At 44.3% G+C, this 21,468-nt stretch carries 25 protein-coding genes, 2 pseudogenes and 1 riboswitch; of the genes and pseudogenes, 17 read left to right on the top strand and 10 right to left on the bottom strand.

Annotated features, from left to right (window positions below):
- Positions 1–323: 323 nt before the first annotated feature.
- The 3 genes and pseudogenes from M3193_RS03145 to M3193_RS03135 form a co-directional block, all read left to right on the top strand.
- Positions 324–969: pseudogene (locus tag M3193_RS03145) on the top strand (transposase); the annotation flags it as partial.
- A pseudogene (locus tag M3193_RS03140) lies at positions 970–1,148 on the top strand (IS1595 family transposase); the annotation flags it as partial.
- 107 nt (positions 1,149–1,255) lie between these two features.
- Positions 1,256–1,804, top strand: a complete 549-nt coding sequence (locus M3193_RS03135) for a hypothetical protein (protein ID WP_251624323.1) — start codon at positions 1,256–1,258, stop codon at positions 1,802–1,804.
- Positions 1,805–2,262: 458 nt separating this feature from the next.
- On the opposite strand, the gene msrA is transcribed toward M3193_RS03135, so the two are convergent.
- Together msrA and M3193_RS03125 are read right to left on the bottom strand one after the other, a co-directional pair.
- On the bottom strand, positions 2,263–2,793 hold the full coding sequence (gene msrA / locus M3193_RS03130; RefSeq protein WP_251624322.1) for a peptide-methionine (S)-S-oxide reductase MsrA: 531 nt from the start codon (positions 2,791–2,793) through the stop codon (positions 2,263–2,265).
- Positions 2,794–2,924: 131 nt separating this feature from the next.
- Positions 2,925–3,029, bottom strand: coding sequence for a YjcZ family sporulation protein (locus M3193_RS03125; protein ID WP_251624321.1), 105 nt, complete (start codon positions 3,027–3,029; stop codon positions 2,925–2,927).
- Positions 3,030–3,205: 176 nt separating this feature from the next.
- On the opposite strand from M3193_RS03125, the gene M3193_RS03120 reads away from it, so the two are divergent.
- Both M3193_RS03120 and M3193_RS03115 read left to right on the top strand, forming a co-directional pair.
- Positions 3,206–4,168, top strand: a complete 963-nt coding sequence (locus tag M3193_RS03120; RefSeq protein WP_251624320.1) for an LCP family protein — start codon at positions 3,206–3,208, stop codon at positions 4,166–4,168.
- Between the two features lie 18 nt (positions 4,169–4,186).
- Positions 4,187–5,395: an AI-2E family transporter gene (locus M3193_RS03115; RefSeq protein WP_251624319.1), complete on the top strand. Its 1,209-nt coding sequence runs from the start codon at positions 4,187–4,189 to the stop codon at positions 5,393–5,395.
- 101 nt (positions 5,396–5,496) lie between these two features.
- Here M3193_RS03115 and M3193_RS03110 read toward each other — a convergent pair whose 3' ends face one another.
- Positions 5,497–6,492: a helix-turn-helix transcriptional regulator gene (locus tag M3193_RS03110; protein ID WP_251624318.1), complete on the bottom strand. Its 996-nt coding sequence runs from the start codon at positions 6,490–6,492 to the stop codon at positions 5,497–5,499.
- Positions 6,493–6,676: 184 nt separating this feature from the next.
- On the opposite strand from M3193_RS03110, the gene modA reads away from it, so the two are divergent.
- Genes modA through M3193_RS03095 form a run of 3 tightly spaced genes read left to right on the top strand, consistent with a single transcriptional unit; the run spans position 6,677 to position 8,842 of the window.
- Positions 6,677–7,450: a molybdate ABC transporter substrate-binding protein gene (gene modA / locus M3193_RS03105; protein WP_251624317.1), complete on the top strand. Its 774-nt coding sequence runs from the start codon at positions 6,677–6,679 to the stop codon at positions 7,448–7,450.
- A 56-nt stretch (positions 7,451–7,506) separates the two neighbouring features.
- Positions 7,507–8,193, top strand: a complete 687-nt coding sequence (gene modB / locus M3193_RS03100) for a molybdate ABC transporter permease subunit (protein ID WP_251624316.1) — start codon at positions 7,507–7,509, stop codon at positions 8,191–8,193.
- Between the two features lie 4 nt (positions 8,194–8,197).
- On the top strand, positions 8,198–8,842 hold the full coding sequence (locus M3193_RS03095; protein ID WP_251627201.1) for an ABC transporter ATP-binding protein: 645 nt from the start codon (positions 8,198–8,200) through the stop codon (positions 8,840–8,842).
- 51 nt (positions 8,843–8,893) lie between these two features.
- On the opposite strand, the gene M3193_RS03090 is transcribed toward M3193_RS03095, so the two are convergent.
- Positions 8,894–9,457 carry a nucleotidyltransferase family protein gene (locus tag M3193_RS03090; RefSeq protein WP_251624315.1) on the bottom strand — a complete coding sequence of 188 codons (564 nt, stop codon included), beginning with the start codon at positions 9,455–9,457 and terminating at the stop codon, positions 8,894–8,896.
- A 20-nt stretch (positions 9,458–9,477) separates the two neighbouring features.
- The gene (locus M3193_RS03085; protein ID WP_251624314.1) at positions 9,478–10,488 is read right to left on the bottom strand and encodes an XdhC family protein; all 1,011 of its coding nucleotides are present in this window, start codon (positions 10,486–10,488) and stop codon (positions 9,478–9,480) included.
- 150 nt (positions 10,489–10,638) lie between these two features.
- Between M3193_RS03085 and M3193_RS03080 the strand changes: the two genes are divergently transcribed.
- From M3193_RS03080 to M3193_RS03070, 3 genes are read left to right on the top strand one after another with little or no spacing between them, the layout of a single operon-like run.
- Entirely contained in the window at positions 10,639–12,990 is a 2,352-nt protein-coding gene (locus M3193_RS03080; protein ID WP_285851792.1) for a xanthine dehydrogenase family protein molybdopterin-binding subunit, read from the top strand.
- A complete protein-coding gene (locus tag M3193_RS03075) occupies positions 12,977–13,807 on the top strand; it encodes an FAD binding domain-containing protein (RefSeq protein WP_251624313.1) in 831 nt (276 codons plus the stop codon). The genes M3193_RS03080 and M3193_RS03075 overlap by 14 nt, the downstream gene beginning before the upstream one ends.
- On the top strand, positions 13,804–14,316 hold the full coding sequence (locus tag M3193_RS03070) for a (2Fe-2S)-binding protein (protein ID WP_251624312.1): 513 nt from the start codon (positions 13,804–13,806) through the stop codon (positions 14,314–14,316). The genes M3193_RS03075 and M3193_RS03070 overlap by 4 nt, the downstream gene beginning before the upstream one ends.
- Positions 14,317–14,355: 39 nt before the next feature.
- On the opposite strand, the gene M3193_RS03065 is transcribed toward M3193_RS03070, so the two are convergent.
- Positions 14,356–14,664 carry a hypothetical protein gene (locus tag M3193_RS03065; protein WP_251624311.1) on the bottom strand — a complete coding sequence of 103 codons (309 nt, stop codon included), beginning with the start codon at positions 14,662–14,664 and terminating at the stop codon, positions 14,356–14,358.
- A 134-nt stretch (positions 14,665–14,798) separates the two neighbouring features.
- Between M3193_RS03065 and M3193_RS03060 the strand changes: the two genes are divergently transcribed.
- On the top strand, positions 14,799–15,515 hold the full coding sequence (locus M3193_RS03060; RefSeq protein ID WP_251624310.1) for a YwaF family protein: 717 nt from the start codon (positions 14,799–14,801) through the stop codon (positions 15,513–15,515).
- A gap of 91 nt (positions 15,516–15,606) precedes the next feature.
- On the top strand, positions 15,607–15,798 hold the full coding sequence (locus M3193_RS03055) for a hypothetical protein (protein ID WP_251624309.1): 192 nt from the start codon (positions 15,607–15,609) through the stop codon (positions 15,796–15,798).
- 53 nt (positions 15,799–15,851) lie between these two features.
- On the opposite strand, the gene ribH is transcribed toward M3193_RS03055, so the two are convergent.
- The 4 genes from ribH to M3193_RS03035 form a co-directional block, all read right to left on the bottom strand.
- Positions 15,852–16,316, bottom strand: coding sequence for a 6,7-dimethyl-8-ribityllumazine synthase (ribH, locus tag M3193_RS03050; protein WP_285851791.1), 465 nt, complete (start codon positions 16,314–16,316; stop codon positions 15,852–15,854).
- Between the two features lie 13 nt (positions 16,317–16,329).
- Positions 16,330–17,523: a bifunctional 3,4-dihydroxy-2-butanone-4-phosphate synthase/GTP cyclohydrolase II gene (locus M3193_RS03045; protein ID WP_251624308.1), complete on the bottom strand. Its 1,194-nt coding sequence runs from the start codon at positions 17,521–17,523 to the stop codon at positions 16,330–16,332.
- Positions 17,524–17,535: 12 nt separating this feature from the next.
- The gene (gene ribE, locus M3193_RS03040) at positions 17,536–18,186 is read right to left on the bottom strand and encodes a riboflavin synthase (protein WP_251624307.1); all 651 of its coding nucleotides are present in this window, start codon (positions 18,184–18,186) and stop codon (positions 17,536–17,538) included.
- 206 nt (positions 18,187–18,392) lie between these two features.
- Positions 18,393–18,572, bottom strand: a complete 180-nt coding sequence (locus M3193_RS03035; protein ID WP_251624306.1) for a hypothetical protein — start codon at positions 18,570–18,572, stop codon at positions 18,393–18,395.
- A gap of 58 nt (positions 18,573–18,630) precedes the next feature.
- Positions 18,631–18,778: riboswitch (FMN riboswitch) on the bottom strand.
- 281 nt (positions 18,779–19,059) lie between these two features.
- On the opposite strand from M3193_RS03035, the gene fni reads away from it, so the two are divergent.
- The 4 genes from fni to M3193_RS03015 all read left to right on the top strand — a co-directional run bounded on the left by fni (position 19,060) and on the right by M3193_RS03015 (position 21,382).
- Positions 19,060–20,091, top strand: a complete 1,032-nt coding sequence (gene fni / locus M3193_RS03030) for a type 2 isopentenyl-diphosphate Delta-isomerase (RefSeq protein WP_251624305.1) — start codon at positions 19,060–19,062, stop codon at positions 20,089–20,091.
- Positions 20,092–20,203: 112 nt separating this feature from the next.
- Positions 20,204–20,371, top strand: coding sequence for a hypothetical protein (locus M3193_RS03025; protein ID WP_251624304.1), 168 nt, complete (start codon positions 20,204–20,206; stop codon positions 20,369–20,371).
- The gene (locus M3193_RS03020; protein ID WP_251624303.1) at positions 20,340–21,002 is read left to right on the top strand and encodes an LAGLIDADG family homing endonuclease; all 663 of its coding nucleotides are present in this window, start codon (positions 20,340–20,342) and stop codon (positions 21,000–21,002) included. The genes M3193_RS03025 and M3193_RS03020 overlap by 32 nt, the downstream gene beginning before the upstream one ends.
- A gap of 5 nt (positions 21,003–21,007) precedes the next feature.
- Positions 21,008–21,382: an rRNA methyltransferase gene (locus M3193_RS03015; protein ID WP_251624302.1), complete on the top strand. Its 375-nt coding sequence runs from the start codon at positions 21,008–21,010 to the stop codon at positions 21,380–21,382.
- Positions 21,383–21,468 lie beyond the last annotated feature (86 nt).

The following is a 21,468-nucleotide window of genomic DNA, read 5'->3' as shown; positions in this document are numbered from 1 at the left end:
CCTCCTAACCGCATTATACCAACCTTGTAAAAGTCTGGTCAAGAAAGCAACAATCTATACGAAAACAGCCTTTAAAATAGAGATAAAGCTACAATGTTGATTTGCGCTGCGAGCGGACGCTTTCCGCGGGCACGACTTCAGCAAATCGAACAACGAAGGGTTCGATTTGCCTTAATTTCTGCGTTCTTTGCAGAAATTAAGGCAGCCTCCACATCCTGCTCCCTTAGGGTCGCAAAAGCCGTTCTCCGTCACGGCTTTCGCAGGAGTCGCCGCTCTCCGCTCCAATCAACAGTGTTTTCTATTAACTGAATGAGGTGATGGATATGATGACAAGGAATCAAATTAATGAACGAGAACAGTTGGAAATGCTGACCATAGAGCAGTTGGTTCCTCATGACCATCTGGTGCGCAAACTCGATGCCGCCCTTGATTTTTCCTTCATCTATCCATTAGTTGAAGATCTGTATTCAACCATTGGGAGACCCAGTGGTACTGATCTAGATGATATACATTCAATATACCTTCGGCATCCGATCCATGCGCCAGACAATCAAGGAAATTGAAACTAACGTGGCATATCGCTGGTTACTAGGCTTCGGCTTCCATACATAGGTTCCTCACTTCTCCACGTTCGGGAAGAACTATGTCCGTCGATTTGTAGATACTGATCTGTTCGAGCAGATCTTCTATAAAGTTCTAAACGAGGTGGAAAACCGTGGGCTTCTCAGCCCGGATCATATCTTCATTGATTCGACTCATGTGAAAGCGAATGCGAATAAGAGAAAGTTTGAGAAAAAGGTTGTTCGTAAAGAGACGCGGGCTTATGAAAAGAGGCTTCAGGAGGAGTTCAACCCGGATACTGAAAGGAATGGGAAGAAACCATTCCCGCCGGAAAAGTTTGTAAAGGAAGAGTATAAGGAGATCAAGGAGTCGACAACAGACCCGGAAAGTGGTTATTACGTAAAGAGCTGGATACTACGATTCAATGGCGTGGCGACAAAATACCTCGACATTATTTGAGTTATTTTCAATTCCTCGATATTGTGAAGCACAGAAGTGATAATGGTTCCATAAGCAAAATGATAGTAGAAAGTTGTTTATTACCAATTAATGAAACTTATCACTCATTAAGAACGTATCAGTATTAAGACTGTTGTTGTTCAACTAACTGGGAGCTTAGTAAGAAAATATAGGTAAATGAAACCTAATATTATTGGTGAGCGTGTTGTACTTTTGTGAGGGGAGGATAGTTTCTGTGTCCAAGAAATTAAAAATTGTCCTATATTTAGCTGCAGTTTTATTAGGAGTTTATATTACAAATTTAGTATTAAGAGATGATATTCCAGAAATTGAAAAGGGTATGAACTCATTGCACCAACCCATGAAGAACATTGCTCATATAGAATTTTTAGATGAAAATCAAGCAATAGTTTTTTATGAATGGGGTCATAAAGAAAATCTCCATTTCGGAAGTGTTTTTTTTAGAAAAAACCTACTTGGATGGAAAGTTGTTGGTAGTAGCTCAAGCGAACTTTCTCATGGATATAAGTTAGATTGGAGTTTTTCAAACTTAGAGTTTCACTTTTCGAACTACACAGATTTAATCAGAGGAAAGATTCTTGACCCTCAAATAGAAGAAGTAAACGTTAAAACTAAGGGTGGAAACAAGTATAAAGCCAAACTAATTGAATATGACCATACCGAGAAGTTTTGGTTTTTAGTTAGTAATGGAGAAGACCTTACAGGCTCTACTATTACAGGTTTATCTTCAGAAGGTGAAATAATTGAACAGATAACACAATAATTTTAACTCTCTTATTTAACTAACGGGTGCGTTAGCTTAATAATGATATACCAAAAAGGACCGTAAATAGGTCCTGTTCTTTATTAAGAGATATCAACATTATTATTTAACACAGCCTAAATCTTAAGAAGCTGGCCAGTTGGACGTGGAGAGCGCCGGCTATGGGGGCTAAAATGATACCCCGTCTTAAAGGTTTTCCAGTTGATTGGAGTGCAGGGCGGCGACTCCTGGGGGATTAGCGCAGCGTGAAGACCCCGCAGGAGCGAAGCGACGAGGAGGCTGAGGGCAAGCCCCCCGGAAAGCGTCCGCCCGGAACGGAAATCAACGTTATTTACAGTCTACTGACAGTTAAAAAGTACATGTTTAAGCAAAAGGGTTTGAAATCTATGATTTCCAACCCTTTTGTCTACAGTCTGAACAGGTGAAGGATTAAATCCTTCACCTGTTTTTTGAAACATTCATTTCCAATATTCACTTATGAACTCGTCCCGTCCTGATTTTGCGCGGTCCTCTTCATAATGTTGCTGCTCTTTTTCATGGTAGTCCTGGTGATATTCTTCAGCACGGTAGAATGTTTCCGCCGGCCGGATATCTGTCACAATCGGCTTTGCAAACCTGCCGCTATTGGCAAGCTTCTCTTTTGAGCGCTCTGCAGCTTTTCTTTGTTCATCGTTATAATAGAAGATTGCAGTCGTATACGAATGTCCACGATCATGGAACTGTCCGCCCGCGTCAGTCGGATCGATTTGAGGCCAATACAAGTCCAGAAGTTTTTCATATGTAAATATAGCAGGATCATACGTAATCTCGACAACTTCCAAATGTCCTGAATCTCCTTTTTTCACGTCCTCATATGTAGGGTTTTCAACATGCCCACCCATATATCCCGACACGACGTCAACAATGCCATCCCATTCCTTGAATGGCTTCACCATGCACCAAAAACACCCGCCGGCGAATGCCGCTTTTTCGATTCCTTTACTTGTCATTGTATGCAACTCCTTTCTATTCATAATCTAAATTGTAGCACACGAAAGAAAGGCTGCATACGGGCCATCAAAACCGCAGTGCAACCTTCTCTCGAAGTGCCAATGAGTGGTTGTGCTTATTGTTTTATGGATTAATAGACAAAGCTTGCGCCAATAATGATTAACAGGATAAAAAGCACAACAATCAAAGCAAAGGAAGAACCGTAACCGCTTCCGCCCCCGTATTCACGACCCATATATACCACCACCTTCAATATAGACTATGCTACGCTTCACTACTTGCATGGGGAAATGACCAGATTCATAAGCAATATCTTAAGCTCCTCACATGGTATACTATCCATGTACATACGCAACCATTGGCATTCAACAATCGTCCTATCGGTGACTTTACAATTTGGAGGAATCAACCTTGAACGAAGACCAGTACGAAGGCCCAGTTCCTAGAAGAAGAAGGAGAAGAAAGCTGCGGATCGGCAGGTTGTTCTTTACGATCCTATTCATCGTTATTATTGTGACAGGGCTTTATTCATATTTTCAATATAAGGAAGGGAAGTCGTTGGCGAAAGGGAATGCCATTGACCCAGGCCCTTTCCATGGTGATGTCATCGACCCTCAGAACCCATCCGTCGAAAATTATCTGCTATTAGGAATTGACGATGATGGAAGCGGAAAATCTCGTACGGACACAATGATGGTCCTTTCTTGGAATAAACAAGAAGGGGAGATCCGCATTGTTTCGTTCATGCGGGATATTTATGCAGATATTCCTGGTTATCGATCCTATAAACTCAATACAGCCTATTACTTGAATGGGGTACAGACCGTCAAAGATACAATTACAGGCATGTTCGGCATCCCAATTCATCATTATGCTATTGTAGACTTCGATAATTTTGAGTCGATCATTAATATTGCGTTTCCAGACGGAGTGAAAATTGATGTCCAAAAAGAGATGTCCGAGAAGATCGGTGTCACGCTCATGCCCGGAGAACAACGCTTAAATGGCAAGGAACTGCTTGGTTATGCCCGCTTCCGCGCGGACGCACAAGGGGATTTCGGCAGGGTGGCAAGACAACAAGAGGTAATGAACGCAGTCAAAGATGAGGCGATGAGACCTGGAATGCTGCTTCATGTTCCGAAATTGTCCGGCGCTTTATCTGGTTTCATTGAGACCGATTTAACGACAAAGGACGAAATCTCAAAAGCGTTCACCCTTCTGCTAAAAGGCAAAGCCGATTTGGAAACGATGACTATTCCCGTTGAAGGCACCTATCGTTTCAACTATTATTCACATGCTGGGTCGGTTATTGAGCTCGATGTTGAAAAGAATAAAGAGGAGCTTGCAGCCTTTCTTGATTTGGAACTTGAATGATGGAAAGTGGGGGAGTCAATGGATTACGAAGAAATGAGGTCAACAGCGCGAACAGAACTGAATGATGGAACACCGCGGATTATCCGTTTTCTAGGAGGACGAGCTACAATGTTCGTGCTCCTCTCTGTCTTATTGATCGGCCTGATTATTTTAGTGTTCAGCAAAGTGGATTTCGTGTTTTATCCGATAAGAGTATTCTTTTCAACTGTCGTACTGCCGATAATACTTGCTACTATCGCCTATTATTTGCTACGGCCTATACTCCGTTTTTTCGAACGGATAAGAATTCCTAGAGTATGGGGGATTTTCATCATATTCGTCGGCCTCATCGGTTTGATCACTTTATTGGTTTTTCTAGTTTTTCCTTTTCTAAAGATGCAATTTGCTAACTTGATTGAGGAGTTTCCTACGTATTTCAATCAGATGCTCATCAATGTAGACACATTTATGAGGACCTCGATTTTTTCAACGTATTATAAAGAAATGGATATAAACATCAACAGTTTTCTCGACAACGGTAAGGGGAACATTGGAGAATTCATAACAGATGCAGTCGGCGGCATCGCTTCCGGGATCACCTCATTCATTTCAGCATTGACCGGCTTCATACTGGCGATTGTGACTGTTCCATTTATCCTATTTTATTTATTGAAGGACGGGGATAAGCTCCCGCAGATGATTAAAAAAATGCTGCCGCCACGCCTGCGGGATGATGCGGAAGTGATTCTCAACGATGCAGACCATCAGATCAGTGCTTATATCCAAGGTCAAATCCTTGTTGCCATAAGCATCGGAATTATGGTATCGATCGGTTTTCAAATCATAGGCATGAAATATGCACTGCTATTAGGTGCGCTCGCAATGTTCACAAGCGTTGTTCCGTACTTGGGTCCGCTAATTGCAATTACGCCGGCAGTCATCATAGCCATCGTCACTTCGCCTTTAATGCTAGTGAAGCTTGCCGCCGTCTGGACAATAGTTCAATTGGTGGACGGCAAATTCATATCCCCGCAAATAATGGGGAAATCGTTGAAGATCCATCCGATTACAATCATTTTCGTTTTGCTGACTGCGGGATCTTTATTCGGGGTGGCAGGGGTTGTTCTAGGTATACCTGGCTACGCATTATTGAAAGTGGTTCTGACGCATATGTTCAAGTTGTTGAAGATCAGGTATAACAAGTACGAGCCGGATCGTGCTATGCATTATGAAGATGTAAAAGAATAAACAAAAAACGTCCGATGTCGGGCGTTCTTTTTTTCTTACATAATATTATTATGTAAACTAAGATGTGAGGTTAGAAGAGCACCCGCTTCTCAAGGTGCCCTTTAGGAATCCGTCTCATACATGATTGTCCCAGTCAATGAAAGGTCGTAGCCTCCCAACGCTCCGATTTCATTTTGGAATTCCGGGGAGCGGAGGATGGATAAGATTATGTCGCGTACATATTCATTCTCAGGAGTCTTGTACATGACGAGGTCGTATCGTTCCTGGACGAGGGGGATGAAGTCTACGCCTACCATGGCCGCAGCTTTTTCGATCCCGACACCGACATCCGCAAAACCGAATGCCACTTTGCTGGCGACGGAAATATGGTTCATTTCCTCTGTTTCATAACCTTCAACGTAACGGGGGAGTATCCCTTCCAACCGCAATTTTTCATCGAGCAGCACTCTCGCACCTGACCCTATTTCCCGATTGACCATTTTAACGGAGGGATTGCTGAAATCCGCCCATGTTCGTATATTTTTCGGATTGTTCTTTTGTACGAAAAGACCTGCCGATCTCGACAGCAAATTGATGACTACAAATTCATGACCGGTAAGGATCCTTTTAATATATGGGATATTATACATTCCCGTATCCCCGTCGAATAGATGGGTACTGACAATGTCTGCTTCCCCTTCATACATTGCAATCAAGCTGTTTAGACTGCCTGTATATGAACGTAGAGGACGGTAGCCAGCACCGCTTCTTTCAATTGCATTTGCAAGCAAGTCCAGGCTGATGTCCTGTCCGCTAATAATCAGTTTCCTTTGTGATGCCGGCTGATACGGTTGGGGAGGCGGAGTTGGATCAATTTTTCGAATCGGTTGTACGGGTGTTGTTTGGGAAGCCGGTTTTTCCTGTTTGATAATATTCCCGCCGCTTTTCGTTCTGTCTTTGTAAGCTTCCAGGTCTTCTGCATCGACGCGCATCTGCCGTCCCACCCTGTATACGCGGAGATCACCTTTTTTAATAAGATCATAGACGGTCAGTTTAGAGACTTTCAAAAGATCCGCGATTTCCTCGGTCGTATACGATGCTTCTTGATTTCCAGTCATAAGCAACCTCCTGTCAGTTTCTTATTTCTATCTTCTCTTATATTGAGCTAAAACGCAATATATTCAGATATAACTAGCTATAATAAATAATAAGAAGGTATAATTAATTACAAGAAGATACATCTAGTTATATTATGTTATATATGAATATAGATAGTAATAACAGAAATGAAGGAGGAGTAAGTTGATAAAGTTCATTAAGTCTCTGCTAGTAATCGCCATTGTTGCCACTATGTCTGGCTGTGCCAAAATAGGAGAGGAGGATATGGAGAAAAAGGAGGTTGCGATTTCAGCAGCCGCCAGTTTGACAGATGCATTGAATGAATTGAAAATTATCTTTGAAGACGAGCATGATGATGTTTCCGTCACTTTGAATTTCGGGAGTTCCCGGAAGCTTGCGACGCAGATTGAGCAAGGCGCAACAGCAGATATTTTTCTCTCAGCAAGCATGGAAGACATGGAGAGGCTGAAGGAGCATGGGCTTGTCAATGAAACGACAATGGTGGAATTCACTGAAAACTCACTCGTGTTAATTACGAACAAAGTCGTAAATAATCCCGTTTCATCATTCGAACAGCTCGGTACTGCCAGATTCGATCATATTTCGATGGGGGAGCCGGATACTGTCCCAGCAGGAAGATATGGAAAGGAAGTTCTGAAGCATCTGCAATTATGGGCCCCTCTGCGAGACAAGCTGGTCTTGGGGTCGGATGTAAGACAAGTGTTGACGCATGTCGAAATGGGGAATGCAGATTATGGCATTGTATATGCAAGTGATGCGAAGACCTCAGACAAAGTGATTGTCGTGGCAGAAGCCGACCCCTCTTGGCATACAAACATCGTCTATCCGGGATCAGTTATGAGCGATTCTGTTCATCCAACCGAGGCTCAGGATTTCCTCGATCTCCTATCAGGGAAAAAAGGAAGAGCGGTTCTTCAGAAATATGGCTTTAAGTAAGAAGGGCTTTACATAAATAGGACTTTGAATAACTAGAAGAGGAGGGGGCGACAGGCATGGATTATTCACCTCTATTGCTTTCACTAAAAGTGGCGGCCATTTCCACAACGGTCGTATTCATTTCCGGTGTCTTTTTTGCACGCGTTTTGGCAAGAAAACAATTTTTCGGCAAGTCGATGATCGAGGCCATCTTCATGTTGCCCCTAGTCTTGCCGCCTACTGTAGTCGGCTTCGCTTTGCTTCTTTTATTCGGAAAGCATGGTTGGATCGGGAAGTGGCTGATCGATTGGTTTGATGTCCAGATCGTGTTCACGTGGCTTGGCGCTGTCATCGCTTCCATCGTCGTTTCTTTCCCGTTGATGTACCAAAGTGCGGCAGCGGCATTCAACAGCCTGGACGACCGTCTTGAAAATGCCGCCCGAACATTGGGGGCTTCTGAATGGCGTGTATTCAGGACCATCAGTTTCCCGCTTGCCTGGCCTGGCCTGCTTGCCGGTCTCGTTCTGTCATTTGCAAGAGGGCTTGGAGAATTCGGCGCCACCCTCATGCTTGCAGGCTATATCCCTGGTAAGACCGATACGATTCCGATGTCAATCTATTTCGCTGTTGAATCGGGACAGATGGAGAAAGCAGCATTCTGGGTAGTCATCATTGTCGCATTGGGCTTCAGCACTATTTTGTGGCTCAATTGGTGGAGCCGACGAAACATGCAGCGCTATACAAATGAAAACCGGAGTAGGTGATACGATGTTGGAAGTGGATATTAAAAAACGGTTATCCCATTATGATCTCGAAGTCGATTTCAGTATGGGAGATGAAATCCTCGTCCTGTTCGGGCCATCCGGTTCCGGAAAAACGACGATTTTACATACGATTGCGGGTTTGGCAATGCCGGACGAAGGATCGATCAAATTAGGGGATAAGTCGTTTTTCAGCGGTAGAAAAGATTCCATGTCAGTCCAGGCAAGGAATGTAGGCATGTTATTTCAAGATTATGCATTGTTCCCGCATATGACGGTTGAGCAGAACATCCAGTACGGGATTAAAGGGAAGGACGGGAACCGATCTTTTGTCATTGATCAACTCCAGCAAGTGTTGGGCATCCATCAACTTTCAATGAAATACCCTCACCAAATATCCGGCGGAGAAAAACAACGAGTGGCTCTAGCGCGAGCATTGGCATCGGAGCCATCCATCCTGTTATTGGATGAGCCTTTATCCGCATTGGATAAACAAACCCGTATCGATTGCCAGAATGAGCTGATCCGCCTGCATGAAATGTGGAAGATTCCATTCATTATCGTAACGCATGATAGGGAAGAAGCCGAGAAATTAGGGGATCGTATTTTATTTCTCGATCATGGACAAATCGTGGATGAAAGAGAAAAATAGATGCCATTAGAATGCCCCGTGACTCTTTTTAGAAGCACAGGGCATTTTTCTCTATTCCATTTTAGAAAGTAAATTTGAATAATCATCAGCGTCATCCACATCGAATACGAGTCTCGCATCTGTGCAAGGCAATTGCTTCCCATGTTCGAGAAATTCTCCGCGTAAAACCTTTCTAGCGCCTTGATCGCCACGTATCTTCAATAGATTCGGAAAGAGCTCCTTGGTAATGAGGATCGGCGGTTTCATTGTTCCATCATGTGTAGTGGAAATATATTTACTGGTAGGATGCAGCTTCCAACATGCCACCATTTCATCGATCATCCGACTTGTTATGAAAGGCTGATCGGCCAATAGGATGACAATTGCAGACGCTCCGGCTTCGATTGCATATTCAATGCCGCAGCGAATTGAAGCCGACTGGCCTTCACCTGCATCCCTGCATTTGACCATTTTGCACTTTTCATGCATTTTCAATCGTGCTGGCAGCCATGCCAAATCATCTCTTTCATTCGAAATGATGAAGATCCTGTCAAGTGCAGATTGAACTGCCGTGTCGAGTGCTAGGCTGCCTAACGTCATCTTGCCAACAGCGAGCGCCAATTTATTCCTCCCCATCCTCCGACTGTTTCCTGCTGCTAGATAGATGCCAATGATGTGCATATAGTTCTCCTTTTCCTGACTGCAATCATTTCGGCAATAATGCTCACTGCGATTTCTTCAGGACCGTCTGCTCCGATCGATAGGCCGATAGGGGAATGAAGCCATTCGGGAATGGGATGGTCTAGCAAACGTTCAGTCCTTTTTTTCGAGCCTAATAAACCGGCGTATAGCAGCTTTTGATTTTGCAGTGTTTGCAGGATTTGCTGATCTGCCTGGAAATCATGCGTCATGATGACAACCGAATCAAGTTCCGTAAAAGTTATTCGGTTCAGTAATTCATGAATTGGACCGATGTTAAATGAAACCGCGGTCGGAAAATGCTCTTGCGTGCAATTCGACTCTCTCCAATCGCATACATTCACGGAGTATCCGACAGATGTTGCTAAAGCAGCGAATGGGCGTGCGTCTGCACCTGCGCCGAATAGATACAAGGATGGCGCAGGCCAAATCCATTGATGATAAAAGAATTCGTCTTTAATCCATTTACGGCCAGCCGAATGCTGAAAAGGATGCATTTCTGCAATTGAGAAGAATTTCGTTAATGTTCCGCGCTTCTCCGAACTAGAAGCGAAGCAGAAACCATACTCATTTTCCAGAGACTGCACAAACTGTACGGGACGCCCTTGTTTCAGTTGTTCAGATAGAAACCCAAGCGATTCATTGAAAATAGCATCGACATCTCGGAGCATAACAGTTACGACACCGTTGCATCCTGCACCACGGCCCCAGCCGAGATCATCCTCCGCACGCAAATCAAATTCGCAGATCTTTACACTTCCAGTACGGAACATCTCTTTAGTGCGGCTTTGCAGATCGTTTTCAAGACATCCACCGCTAAGCATTCCTATTCTACTGCCATCCTCAAGAAAGAACATCCATGCACCTTCCTTTCGGTAGGCAGACCCCTCTACGTGTATGACCTTCGCTAGTACCGCCGCCTGACCAGATTCAATGAGCTTTTCAACTAACTGTGGTATTGACCCCATCATTCATCACCTCGAATTTTCACCCAATACAAATAGTCTCATCAACTCGCCGTCTATTTATTCGATCGGTCCTTATAAAAGTCGGTTGAACTGGCTACCCTATTACTAGTTTTACTAAATAGGTTTAATTATGTAAGGGAGGAAGAGATCTTGCATTATGGAAGTCGAACGACTGTAGGGTTTGCGGAACAACGTATAGATGCTGTAGAAAAATCCACCGGAAATGTCAAGTACCTAGGGGATAAGTCTTTCCAAGGAATGCTGCATGCCAAAGTAGCGACAAGCACAGAAGCACATGCCCGCATTAAATCGATTGATACGAGCGAGGCTTGGAAAGTGCAGGGCGTGCGCGCAATCGTAACGGGTAAGACCTTCCCATTTCCGATAGGACCTATACTCGCCGATCGACCGCCGATCGCCTTCGACAAAGTCCGCTATTACGGAGAACCCATTGCTGTCATCGTCGCAGATCACCCTTACCAGGCAAAGCAGGCGGCCGGAAAAATAGTTGCCGAATACGAGCCTCTCCCAATCGTCAATTCGGTCGAACAGGCATTTCAGAAGGATGCCCCATTGATCCACGAACAATCAGGACAGTATACAAAACTCATCGATAATGTGTATCCTGTCCCCGGAACGAATATTGCAAGCCATGTCAAGATTAGAAAAGGGGAATTCGGGAAAGCGTGGGCAGTGTGCAAAGATACAATTTCCGCTACATACTCCTTCAATTTATCAGACCACGCGGCAATGGAGACACGGACAGCAACAGTTGAAATTAACTCGGACGGACGGGTAATTGTCCATTCCACGAGCCAATCTCCGTTTACGATCAAAAAAATATTCAACCAGTTTTTTAATTTGGATGTCGGCAAAGTCATCGTCCACATCCCAATGTTAGGTGGAGCTTTCGGAGGAAAGGGTGCAGTCCAGCTCGAACCTCTTGCATACTTGGCATCTAATGCGGTTGGCGGAAAATTAGTCAAGCTGCAATTTGAACGGGAAGAAGATATGATGACGGCCCCATGCCATATTGGTTTCAACGCGACTGTCAAACTTGGTGTAAACGAAGAAGGGAAGCTCATTGCAGGACAGTATACGTTCTTAATTGAAGCCGGTGCATATTCAGACCAGGCTGCAGGGATTACGCGGGCAGCCGCACTCGATTGCACTGGCCCTTATCACATTCCGAATGTATGGTGCGACTCGTACTGTATGTATACGAATCATCCATACGCCACATCGTTCAGAGGATACGGCCACCCCGAACTGACATTCGCCATAGAGCGGACAATTGATCAGTTTGCGGATAAACTGCAGATGGATCCAATTGAATTTCGATTGCTCAACGTCATTAAGCCGGGCCAGACGACACCAACTCAGTCCATACTGACACCAAACAATATCGGAGACGCAGCGAAGTGCATGACAAGGGCAAAGGAATTGATTGGTTGGGATGGGAAGCAGCCGATTGTATCGGAAAATGGCTTGGTCCGTGCCAAAGGGGTTGCATTGTTCTGGAAAACGTCGACGACATCCACGAATGCGCAGGCGGGGGCTATTTTAAAGTTTGAAGCGGACGGAACAGTAACATTGACTTCCGCAGCTGTCGAGCTCGGGCAAGGGACGAAAACCATTTTGGCGCAAATTGCCGCTGAACGATTGAAAATGAATGTTTCTGATATTCACGTCACAATGGAAGTGAATACACAATACACGCCGCACCAATGGCGGACGGTCGCAAGCAGCACGACATTTTTAGCGGGAAATGCCGTATTGGCGGCTGCTGATGACGCCATCAGGCAATTGAAGAGAATCGGTGCTGTCGCTTTGCAATGTTCTGAAGAAGACTTGGACGTCGGTAATGGCAGGGTTTATATAAAGGCGAAACCCGATATCGGGATCAACATCGAAACCGTTGCACTCGGGTACAAGTATCCGAACGGCCATACGGTAGGGGGACAAGTTATCGGAATTGGCGTTCATGTGCAACGGCATTTGACCCCGATGGATAAGGAGACAGGCTTCGGGGACCCAGGTCCATGGTGGTCGGTCGGCGCGCAAGCGGTTGAAATCGAATGGGATGAAAGCAATTATCATTATAAGATCGTGAAGGCGGTAACGGTGCTGGATGGCGGCACAATCATCAATCCAATGACAGCCGCACAACAAATGAGAGGGGGCATTTTCCTAGGCCTCAGCATCGCTCGCGGGGAATCGTTCGAATTTAATGAGCAGGGCGTGATCCAAAATCCAGACTTACGGACGTATCAGTTAATGCGGTTTGGAGAACAGCCTGACGAGTATATCGTTGAATTCGTAGAGACTCCGGCGGAGGATGGACCATTTGGCGCCAGGGGGATCGGCGAGTACGGAGTGATTGGTGCTGCTGCAGCTTTGGCTAACGGCCTGTCACTCGCGACAAATGTCGAACTGACTCAACTGCCACTGACACCCGAACTTATATGGCGTACGAGGAGAGCAGCCTATGATCCCGTTTAATTTTGATTATTTCAAACCGGAGACTTTGGAAGAAGCATTGAAAATCTATTCGAGTGAATGGAAGTTAGGAAAGAAAGTCATTTATCTATCAGGCGGCACTGAAGTGATCACGTTTGCACGCGGAGGGAAAATGACTTTCGACTCCGTTATCGACCTGAAAGGAATTCCGGAATGCACGATGCTTGAAATGCAAGGGGATGACCTGGTCATCGGAGCTGCAGTGACACTGAATCGATTAGTAGAGTCCAATCACTTTCCATTATTGAGCAAAACTGTGCGCACGATTGCAGACCATACATCGAGAAATAAAATTACAATTGGCGGCAATCTCATGAGCAAACTTGGATATCGGGAAGGGATCCTGCCATTCCTGATCACGGATGCAATAGCTGTCGTTTATGGACCTGCGGGAACGGAAGCGATGCCTGTTGATAATCTAGCTGCCGCAGAATTAGCGGAAGGCCAGTTTTTAACTCAAGTAAAAGTGGCGGCCTCAAATCTTGACCTGCCTTTTGTTTCAATGAAGCGGACCCGCTCATCGAAAGTCGGTTATCCGATCGTCAGCTTAGCTGCTTTACGTAAAGAAGGTCGTATAAGGATCGCCTTCAGTGGTATACATGAGCACCCATTCCGTTCCGCAGTCGTTGAAGGGATTTTGAACGATGAGACAATTGAGGATCAACAGAGGATTGATAAGGCGATAGCCAAACTGCCAACGAATGTCACGGATGATTTCATTGCCTCAAAAGACTTTCGTAAGTTTGTCCTGAATAAGCTATTAACTGAAATGAACGCAGTTTGGGAGGGAAGCCGATGATCGTATCGAACACCGGAAAATATACCGTAGTTTCTTTGCTTGTCAATGGTTCATCACAGGATATCATGATCCGGTCTGCTGATACATTGCTATGTACATTACGCAATCAGCTAGGTTTGACCGGTGCAAAGCAAGCTTGTGGAAATGGAGATTGCGGAGCATGCACCGTGTTAGTGGACGGCAAGCCGATGCATTCATGCCTCTTATTGACGATGGAGGCATTGAACAGTGGCATAACGACGATAGAGGGCTTGAGACATTCGCCGGTAAGGCAGGCATTTGTCGACAACTGGGCGATTCAATGCGGTTACTGTACACCGGGATTCATTGTCAATGGCCATGCCTTGGTGACGGAGCATCCCGATGCGGAAGATGAACGGATTGAGGAATGGCTGCAGTCGAACCTTTGCAGATGCACCGGGTATCAGGAAATAAAAGATGCAATTAAATCCGCTTTGAATGCAAATAACTTGTTGGATTCTAACGGAATTGATACTGCGGAGCAATGAAATACGAACCCTTGGATAGAGTATGCCAAGGGTTCGTTTCTATTTTTTAAAACTTTTATTGCCAGTATTCAACGTCTCAATAAACTGCAAGGTTTGGGCGGCCTGATCGATCTGTTTACGGACCTGTTCCAACTGTTGCTGAACAGTGGAAGGCGATTGGGTCGCCGCTTGCCCTTGCAGTTGGTTCAGAAGCTGGGAGGCTTGTTGAAGCTGCTGTTGCGCTTGCTGCATGGATTGTGAATCGAATAGTGTACTCATCTGTTGGATTGTCTGGGACGCTTTTTGCAGCTTCTGAAGGATCTGCTTTTTCTCCATCTGAAATTGTTGCTCGGCATTTTGTTGGACCATCCTATTATCCCCTTTCGATCTGATTTGTCATAGTATGTGTGCATTACAATAAGATTAAACAAACGATTCTTTCGAGATTGCTATACCAATGCTATAATTTGGGATAAACATGCTATGGGAATGGAGGATGGGAGATGGCTTTTGGCAGCATCCCAGAAGATCAGTTTATACTGTTTTCCTATGCGCATTTATCGGTTCTTGTAACAGTTGCTTTCATTGTTACTCTACTGTTTTGGCATCGAAAGAGATTGCAAGAGAGTGTTTCAAGATTGAAAATTGCTGAGCGTTATTTCGCATTGTCTTTATTGGCAATGGAGATCACCTATCATTTATGGCTCCTTTCCACAGGTCGATGGGGGTTGGATGACTCGCTGCCTCTTGAACTATGCAGCCTCTCTTTACTCGTCTCGATTGTTTTGTTGGTGACGGGGAATCGGCACTTGATCGATTTTGTCATTTTCGCGGGCATCGGCGGCGCTCTCCAAGCAATGGCAACACCTGTTCTTGATATGGGTTTTCCTCATTTCCGCTTTTTCCATTTTTTCTATACACATGCGGGAATTATCGTAACGGGACTATATTTTGTATGGGTCAAAGGGTATGAACCTACGTTTAAGGGTGTAATGAAAACTATGTTGATCATCAATGCGATTGTACCGTTTATACTGGTTGTAAACAGGATCTTTGCCGGGAATTACATGTTCTTGCAGGCGAAACCCCAGAATGGCAGTTTGCTTGATTTCCTGGGGCCTTACCCCTGGTATATTTTGTCGCTGGAAGCGGTCGCATTCATCATCTTTACGGTCATTTGGCTATTATTACGCAAGAAGGGGAGAAAGGCAGCAAATTAACTAACACTGCTGCGTATTTTTCCATATGGACAATCATTCATCAGGAGTGCTAAAATTTACTAACCGACAATAGGGGAGGGAGATGACCAAAATGGAAACGGGCAAACAATCAGGGGAAAAAGGGAAAATCAGCTTGAAAGACGCAGTCAAACAACAGCTGGAGGCAAAGAAAAACAAGACGCAGACAGCAAAAACAACCGGCAATCCAATTCAACAAACGCCGAAAATGAAAAGCCAACAGGCGAAAAAAGTAACACAATCGAGCCGGAAAATGGGCGTTTAATCATCATGATAAAAAAAGCAAATCCCAACTAGGAACTTGCTTTTTTTCTTTGCTTATAACTGTTTCATGAGATTTGCCATCTCAATCGCGGAGACGCCTACGTCCCAGCCTTTATTTCCGGCTTTCGTCCCCGCGCGTTCAATCGCTTGTTCGATTGAGTCGGTCGTCAATACGCCAAAAATGACTGGTATCCCTTCCGTCATATTGATGGCGGCAACTCCTTTTGCGACTTCATTACAGACATAGTCGAAGTGGGGGGTAGAGCCTCTGATGACCGTGCCTACTGTAATGACAGCATCATATTTCTTTGAAGCCGCCATCCGTTTTGCAACAAGCGGAATTTCGAAAGCGCCGGGGACCCATGCGATTTCAATATCATCGGTGTCAACTCCGTGGCGGCGCAATGCATCCTCAGCTCCAGATAGAAGCTTCCCTGAAATGAATTCATTGAACCGGGATACGACGATGCCGATTTTAAGTCCTGTACCAATTAAATGTCCTTCATATGTCATGCTCATTTGTTTTTCCTCCTCAGTTATGCAATAAATGCCCTAGCTTCTTCTTTTTCGTTTCCATATAGGATCGGTTGGTGTCTTTGGCAGGCAGTTCGATAGGGATCCGATTCTCTATTGTAATGCCATGTTCTGAAAGGCCTTTGATTTTACGAGGATTGTTCGTCAACAATTGAACTCGGGTGCATCCTAGATCAGCAAGGATTTGTGCGCTAATGAAATACTCCCGCAAATCATCCCCGAAACCTAATCGGGCATTAGCCTCGACTGTGTCATATCCTTGTTCCTGAAGTTTATAGGCTTTCATTTTATTGACAAGACCGATTCCGCGGCCTTCCTGGCGCATATAGACAAGGACCCCTGTCCCGGCTTCCTCGATTTGGGCAAGGGCTGTCTGCAACTGCGGTCCGCAGTCACATCGGCATGACCCAAATACATCACCTGTCAGGCATTCTGAATGGATTCTAACGAGAGGGGACTCGTGTTCATTGAGATCCCCTTTCACTAAAGCGATATGTTCCCGTCCAGTCAATTTTTCTACGTATGTTGTCGCTGTGAAATCACCGTGCGAAGTAGGTAAATGAATCGATACGACCTTTTCGACAAGCGTTTCATTTCGCTTTCGGTATGCTATCAATTGTTCGATTGTTAAAATGATGAGTTCGTGCTGCTTTGCAATTTCCACGAGGTCTTGTCCTCTGGCCATTGTCCCATCTAGATTCATGATTTCACAAATGACACCTGCTGGAGTCGTCCCTGCAAGACGGGCCAGGTCAACTGCAGCTTCCGTATGTCCCGGGCGCTCCAAAACGCCGCCCGATTTCGCGACTAACGGGAAAATATGGCCTGGCCTTCTGAAGTCAGAAGACTTTGAGTCTCTATCCAGCATTTTTAAGATCGTTTCCGAGCGTTCAAATGCTGAAATTCCTGTATGGCAAGAGGAATGGTCAATACTGACCGTGAATGCTGTCCCATGTACATCGGTATTCGTATTGGTCATTGGCGCCAATTCTAGTCGATCCGCCAACTGTTGTTCGATCGGCGTGCAAATTAAGCCGCGGCCTTCTTTAGCCATGAAATTGATCATATCCGGAGTCGCATAGTCAGCGAGTGCAACAAAGTCACCTTCATTTTCACGACTTTCATCATCCACGACAATGATCGCTTTCCCTTTTTTTAATTCTTCGATCGCTTTTTCAACCGTTGCAAACATCGTCTTCACCTCTCAATCTAAAAATCCGCTCTTGGCGAGTGCATCCATCGTCAATCCGCCGGACGGTCTAGTTTCTTTCCTGGATACAATCCGCTCTAAATACTTTGCAAGGATGTCACATTCTACGTTCACTAAATCCCCAGCACGTTTATCACCAATGATTGAATCAGCTTGAGTTACGGGGATAAGGGATAGCGTAAACCCTTGATCTGAAATGCCGAAAATAGTTAATGATGTGCCGTCAACCGTTATGGAACCTTTCGGGACAAGATGCGACTGAAACTCAGAAGCCAACTGAATATCCATATAGATCGCATTTTCGACCGGTCTGACCGCAGTAATTTTACCGATGCCATCGACATGACCTGTCACAAAATGGCCGCCAAAACGGCCATTCGCGGCCATGGCACGTTCCAGATTTACACGGCTGCCGGATTTTAATGTGAATAGTGTCGTTGCCATGAACGTCTCAGGCATAACGTCCGCTGCAAATTGCGTTGTTGTGAACTCCGATACGGTCAGACATACTCCATTAACGGAAATACTGTCACCTTTTCTTACATCGGAAAGTACATGGCTGCACTTAATTAACAATTGCATTGAAGAAGAACCTTTCTTTATTGCATGAACGGTTCCAATCTCTTCAACAATTCCTGTAAACAATCAGCTTACACCTCCGTTCGGAAACGTGCTTGAAACTCCAGGTGTCCTAAGACGCCTATTAAAAATAATTGGTATTGGGTTCTTTCCACCATGGGGCAAACGGGTGGTGAGGAAAGGGTTTTCTGGAAGATAGTTGACGTAGGTTTTTTGGAACTTTAGATATGAAAATGCCCGGTTGCTGAAATCCGCCTCTTTTTTACAAAAAATCATGATTGCTTCAATTCCGGCATCCTGAAGAAGCCTAATCCCTTTACAAGTGTAGGAAGGATTCGGATTAATGGACGCGTTGAAGAAATGGCGTCAGCCGTTTGCAATAATTGTCTCTGTACACACACCTGCTTCAATTTTTCCAACAGAGATGACTCCGTGTTATCGGTGTGGTCCATCGAATTCCCCCTTTCATTATGGAAAGGGCGGATAGAGTTGGGCATGGCCTTCAAACACGAGCAACTTCTCCCATCCAGACTTTAACTGTCGGTGCCGGAGTTTCACCAGCTCCACCGTCTTCCGTAGGGAAGAACGGGTCACGGACTGACAAGCATAGCGCTTGATCACCGCCGGTAAGGAATTTCACCTTGCCCCGAAGTGTCGTTTTGACTTGACCGATTCCAATTTAACATACTTTAGAAATAGTTGCCAAGTTACTAATTGTTTAATGGGCACGGGATTATTCGTCATCTACGTAATTCAATGATAAGATAAATTGAGATTCCATGAAAAAGAGCATAGGTTTTAATGGGTTTGTTTGAAAAGATGGGTCAAAATCCTTTATTGAAAAATGAACCTTAAGAATGGCGTGAATTATAACCGAAAAATGGTTTATAATCGAGTGAGTTATGTATTTTAATGTTTAAGGAAGAGGGATGTTGGATAATGACTGGTTCGATTCATCAACGGAAAGCGGAGCATATCGACATCACGCTAAATGAAAAAGTGACAGGGAACCATATTACGACAGGATTGGAAAGGGTTCACTTCATTCATAACGCTTTACCTGAAATTGACTTTACAGGAATCTCCATCAAAAGTAAGTTTGTGGACCAATTGCGCCCAACGCCTTTTATGATCAGCTCCATGACGGGTGGCGCTGCATTCGCCGAAACAATCAACCGCAACTTGGCGCTTGCTGCAGAAGAAAAAGGGTGGATATTGGCTTTGGGATCGATGCGTGCATTAATTGAAAGTGAAGAGCATCGGGCATCCTTCCAAGTGAGACAATACGCGCCGACTGTCCCGATCATCGCCAATTTAGGCGCGGTTCAATTGAATTACGGATTTGGCATCGATGAATGCCGACAAATCATCGAAATGACGGAAGCAGATGCTTTGGTATTGCATCTGAACAGTCTTCAGGAAGTCATTCAACCGAACGGAGATCTGAATTTCAAGGACTTGCTAGTGAAAATCGAAGAATTGACGAATGCATTGGAAGTTCCTATAGGTGTGAAAGAAGTCGGCTGGGGAATCGACGGGGAGACAGCCAAAAAGCTTTGTGATATCGGGGTGGCCTTTATTGATGTTGCGGGAGCAGGTGGAACATCTTGGAGCCAAGTGGAAAAATATCGTTCAACCGATCCTATAAAGCAAGCCGCTGCTGAAACGTTCAGCGTATGGGGCATTCCGACGGTCGATTGTGTTGTGTCTGTCCGTGAAAAGATTGATACGCAATCAATTGTTGCAAGTGGCGGCATATCGACTGGACTGGACGCAGCGAAAACAATCGCTTTAGGCGCGGATATCGTCGGTTTCGGAAGATCTATCTTGAAAGAAGCAACACAATCTCCGGAAGATGTCTTGAGAGTGATGGAAACAAAAGAACTCGAGCTGCGAATGGCCATGTTCGGAGTCGGTGCATCGACATTGGCAAAACTGCAAACGAGCGATAGAGTACGCTATATGAAATAGGAATGAGATGGCCACTTGCAAACAGAGTGGCCGATTTGCATATATATTCAGTTAATTAGTTGAAAACAAGAACATTTGTTTGTATAATGGATTAAAAGGGGGATTGGTTGAAATGCCTCGAAATCCGGGAATGACAGACGAAAAGATCATTGAATTGTATAAGAGCGGCTTATCCTATGACAAACATTGCAACAAAATTGGATTGTCGGATCGTGCAATCCGTAATGTATTGATAAAACGGGGTTGCATTGAATCCGATTGGCCGTCGGAGAATCCATAAAGTAAATGAAGACTTTTTCAAAACATGGTCTCATGAGATGGCTTGGGTATTGGGATTTTTCATTACGGATGGCCATGTAAATAAAAAAGTCCATTCTGTTTATCTAGCTCAAAAAGATGAAGATTTATTGAGAAAAGTAGCCAGTCTCATGGATGCGAATCCGACAATTGCAAAAGGGACCGGTATTAGAACAACGCCAATGTTAATTATTAACTCGAAAATCATTAAACAGGATCTCGAGCGGCTAGGTATTACACCGAACAAATCATATTCAGTGGCTTTTCCGAATGTACCAGAAGCATTTTTACCTGCTTTTGTCAGAGGTGTTATTGATGGGGATGGCTGGGTACAGGATCGTGGATATGTAATGAATGTCACTACAGCAAGCGAATTGTTTGCAAATGGGCTTTTTGCAGTATTTCAAAATTGGAATTTACGGTCGGAAACAACAAGTGAACTTACGAAATCCGGGAAAACCATCTATCGTATATGGGTAAAAGGAAAACGAGCTCTGCCTAAACTTGCCGATATTATTTACGATGGAGCTGGTGAATTGTTTAACGATAATAAAAGGATAAGAATGATGCAACATGCAGTTAAATCGGAACAAACAATTTTACAATTGGAGTGAATAATATGTGGAAATTAGTAAATGGTAAGTTGCAACAAACTTCGGATACAGATCGAGTAAAATTTAGAACAAACATTAGCAAAGAGATACTAAATGATTTAAACAAACTAGCAGAGGAAAATGATACCCATACGAACTATTTATTAGAAAGTGGCTTGCTGCATGTATTAAAGCTAGATGTAATTGCGTTCAATAAAGACTTAAGACCGAAAGATCGAGTACAATATAAAACAACATACGACAAAGAGTTATTAGAAGAAATAAAGAAGAAGGCAAAGGATCACAATATATTCATCAATGATCTAATTGAACATAGCGTGCAATTCATAAATATAGAAGAAAGTAAGAGCAGGAACTATAGATATAGAATAGAGAAGTAAACAATTTAATTCTCAAAGAACGCCCCCGTCATAATATATATTAGCGGACACTAAATATCACATTAAAGTATACTTGAAACAGTGAG

The sequence above is a fragment of the Sporosarcina luteola genome, assembly GCF_023715585.1.
Taxonomy (GTDB): domain Bacteria; phylum Bacillota; class Bacilli; order Bacillales_A; family Planococcaceae; genus Sporosarcina; species Sporosarcina luteola_D.
The sequence above is the reverse complement of the archived record's forward strand: the minus strand, read 5'-3'. Positions and strand labels throughout refer to the sequence as shown.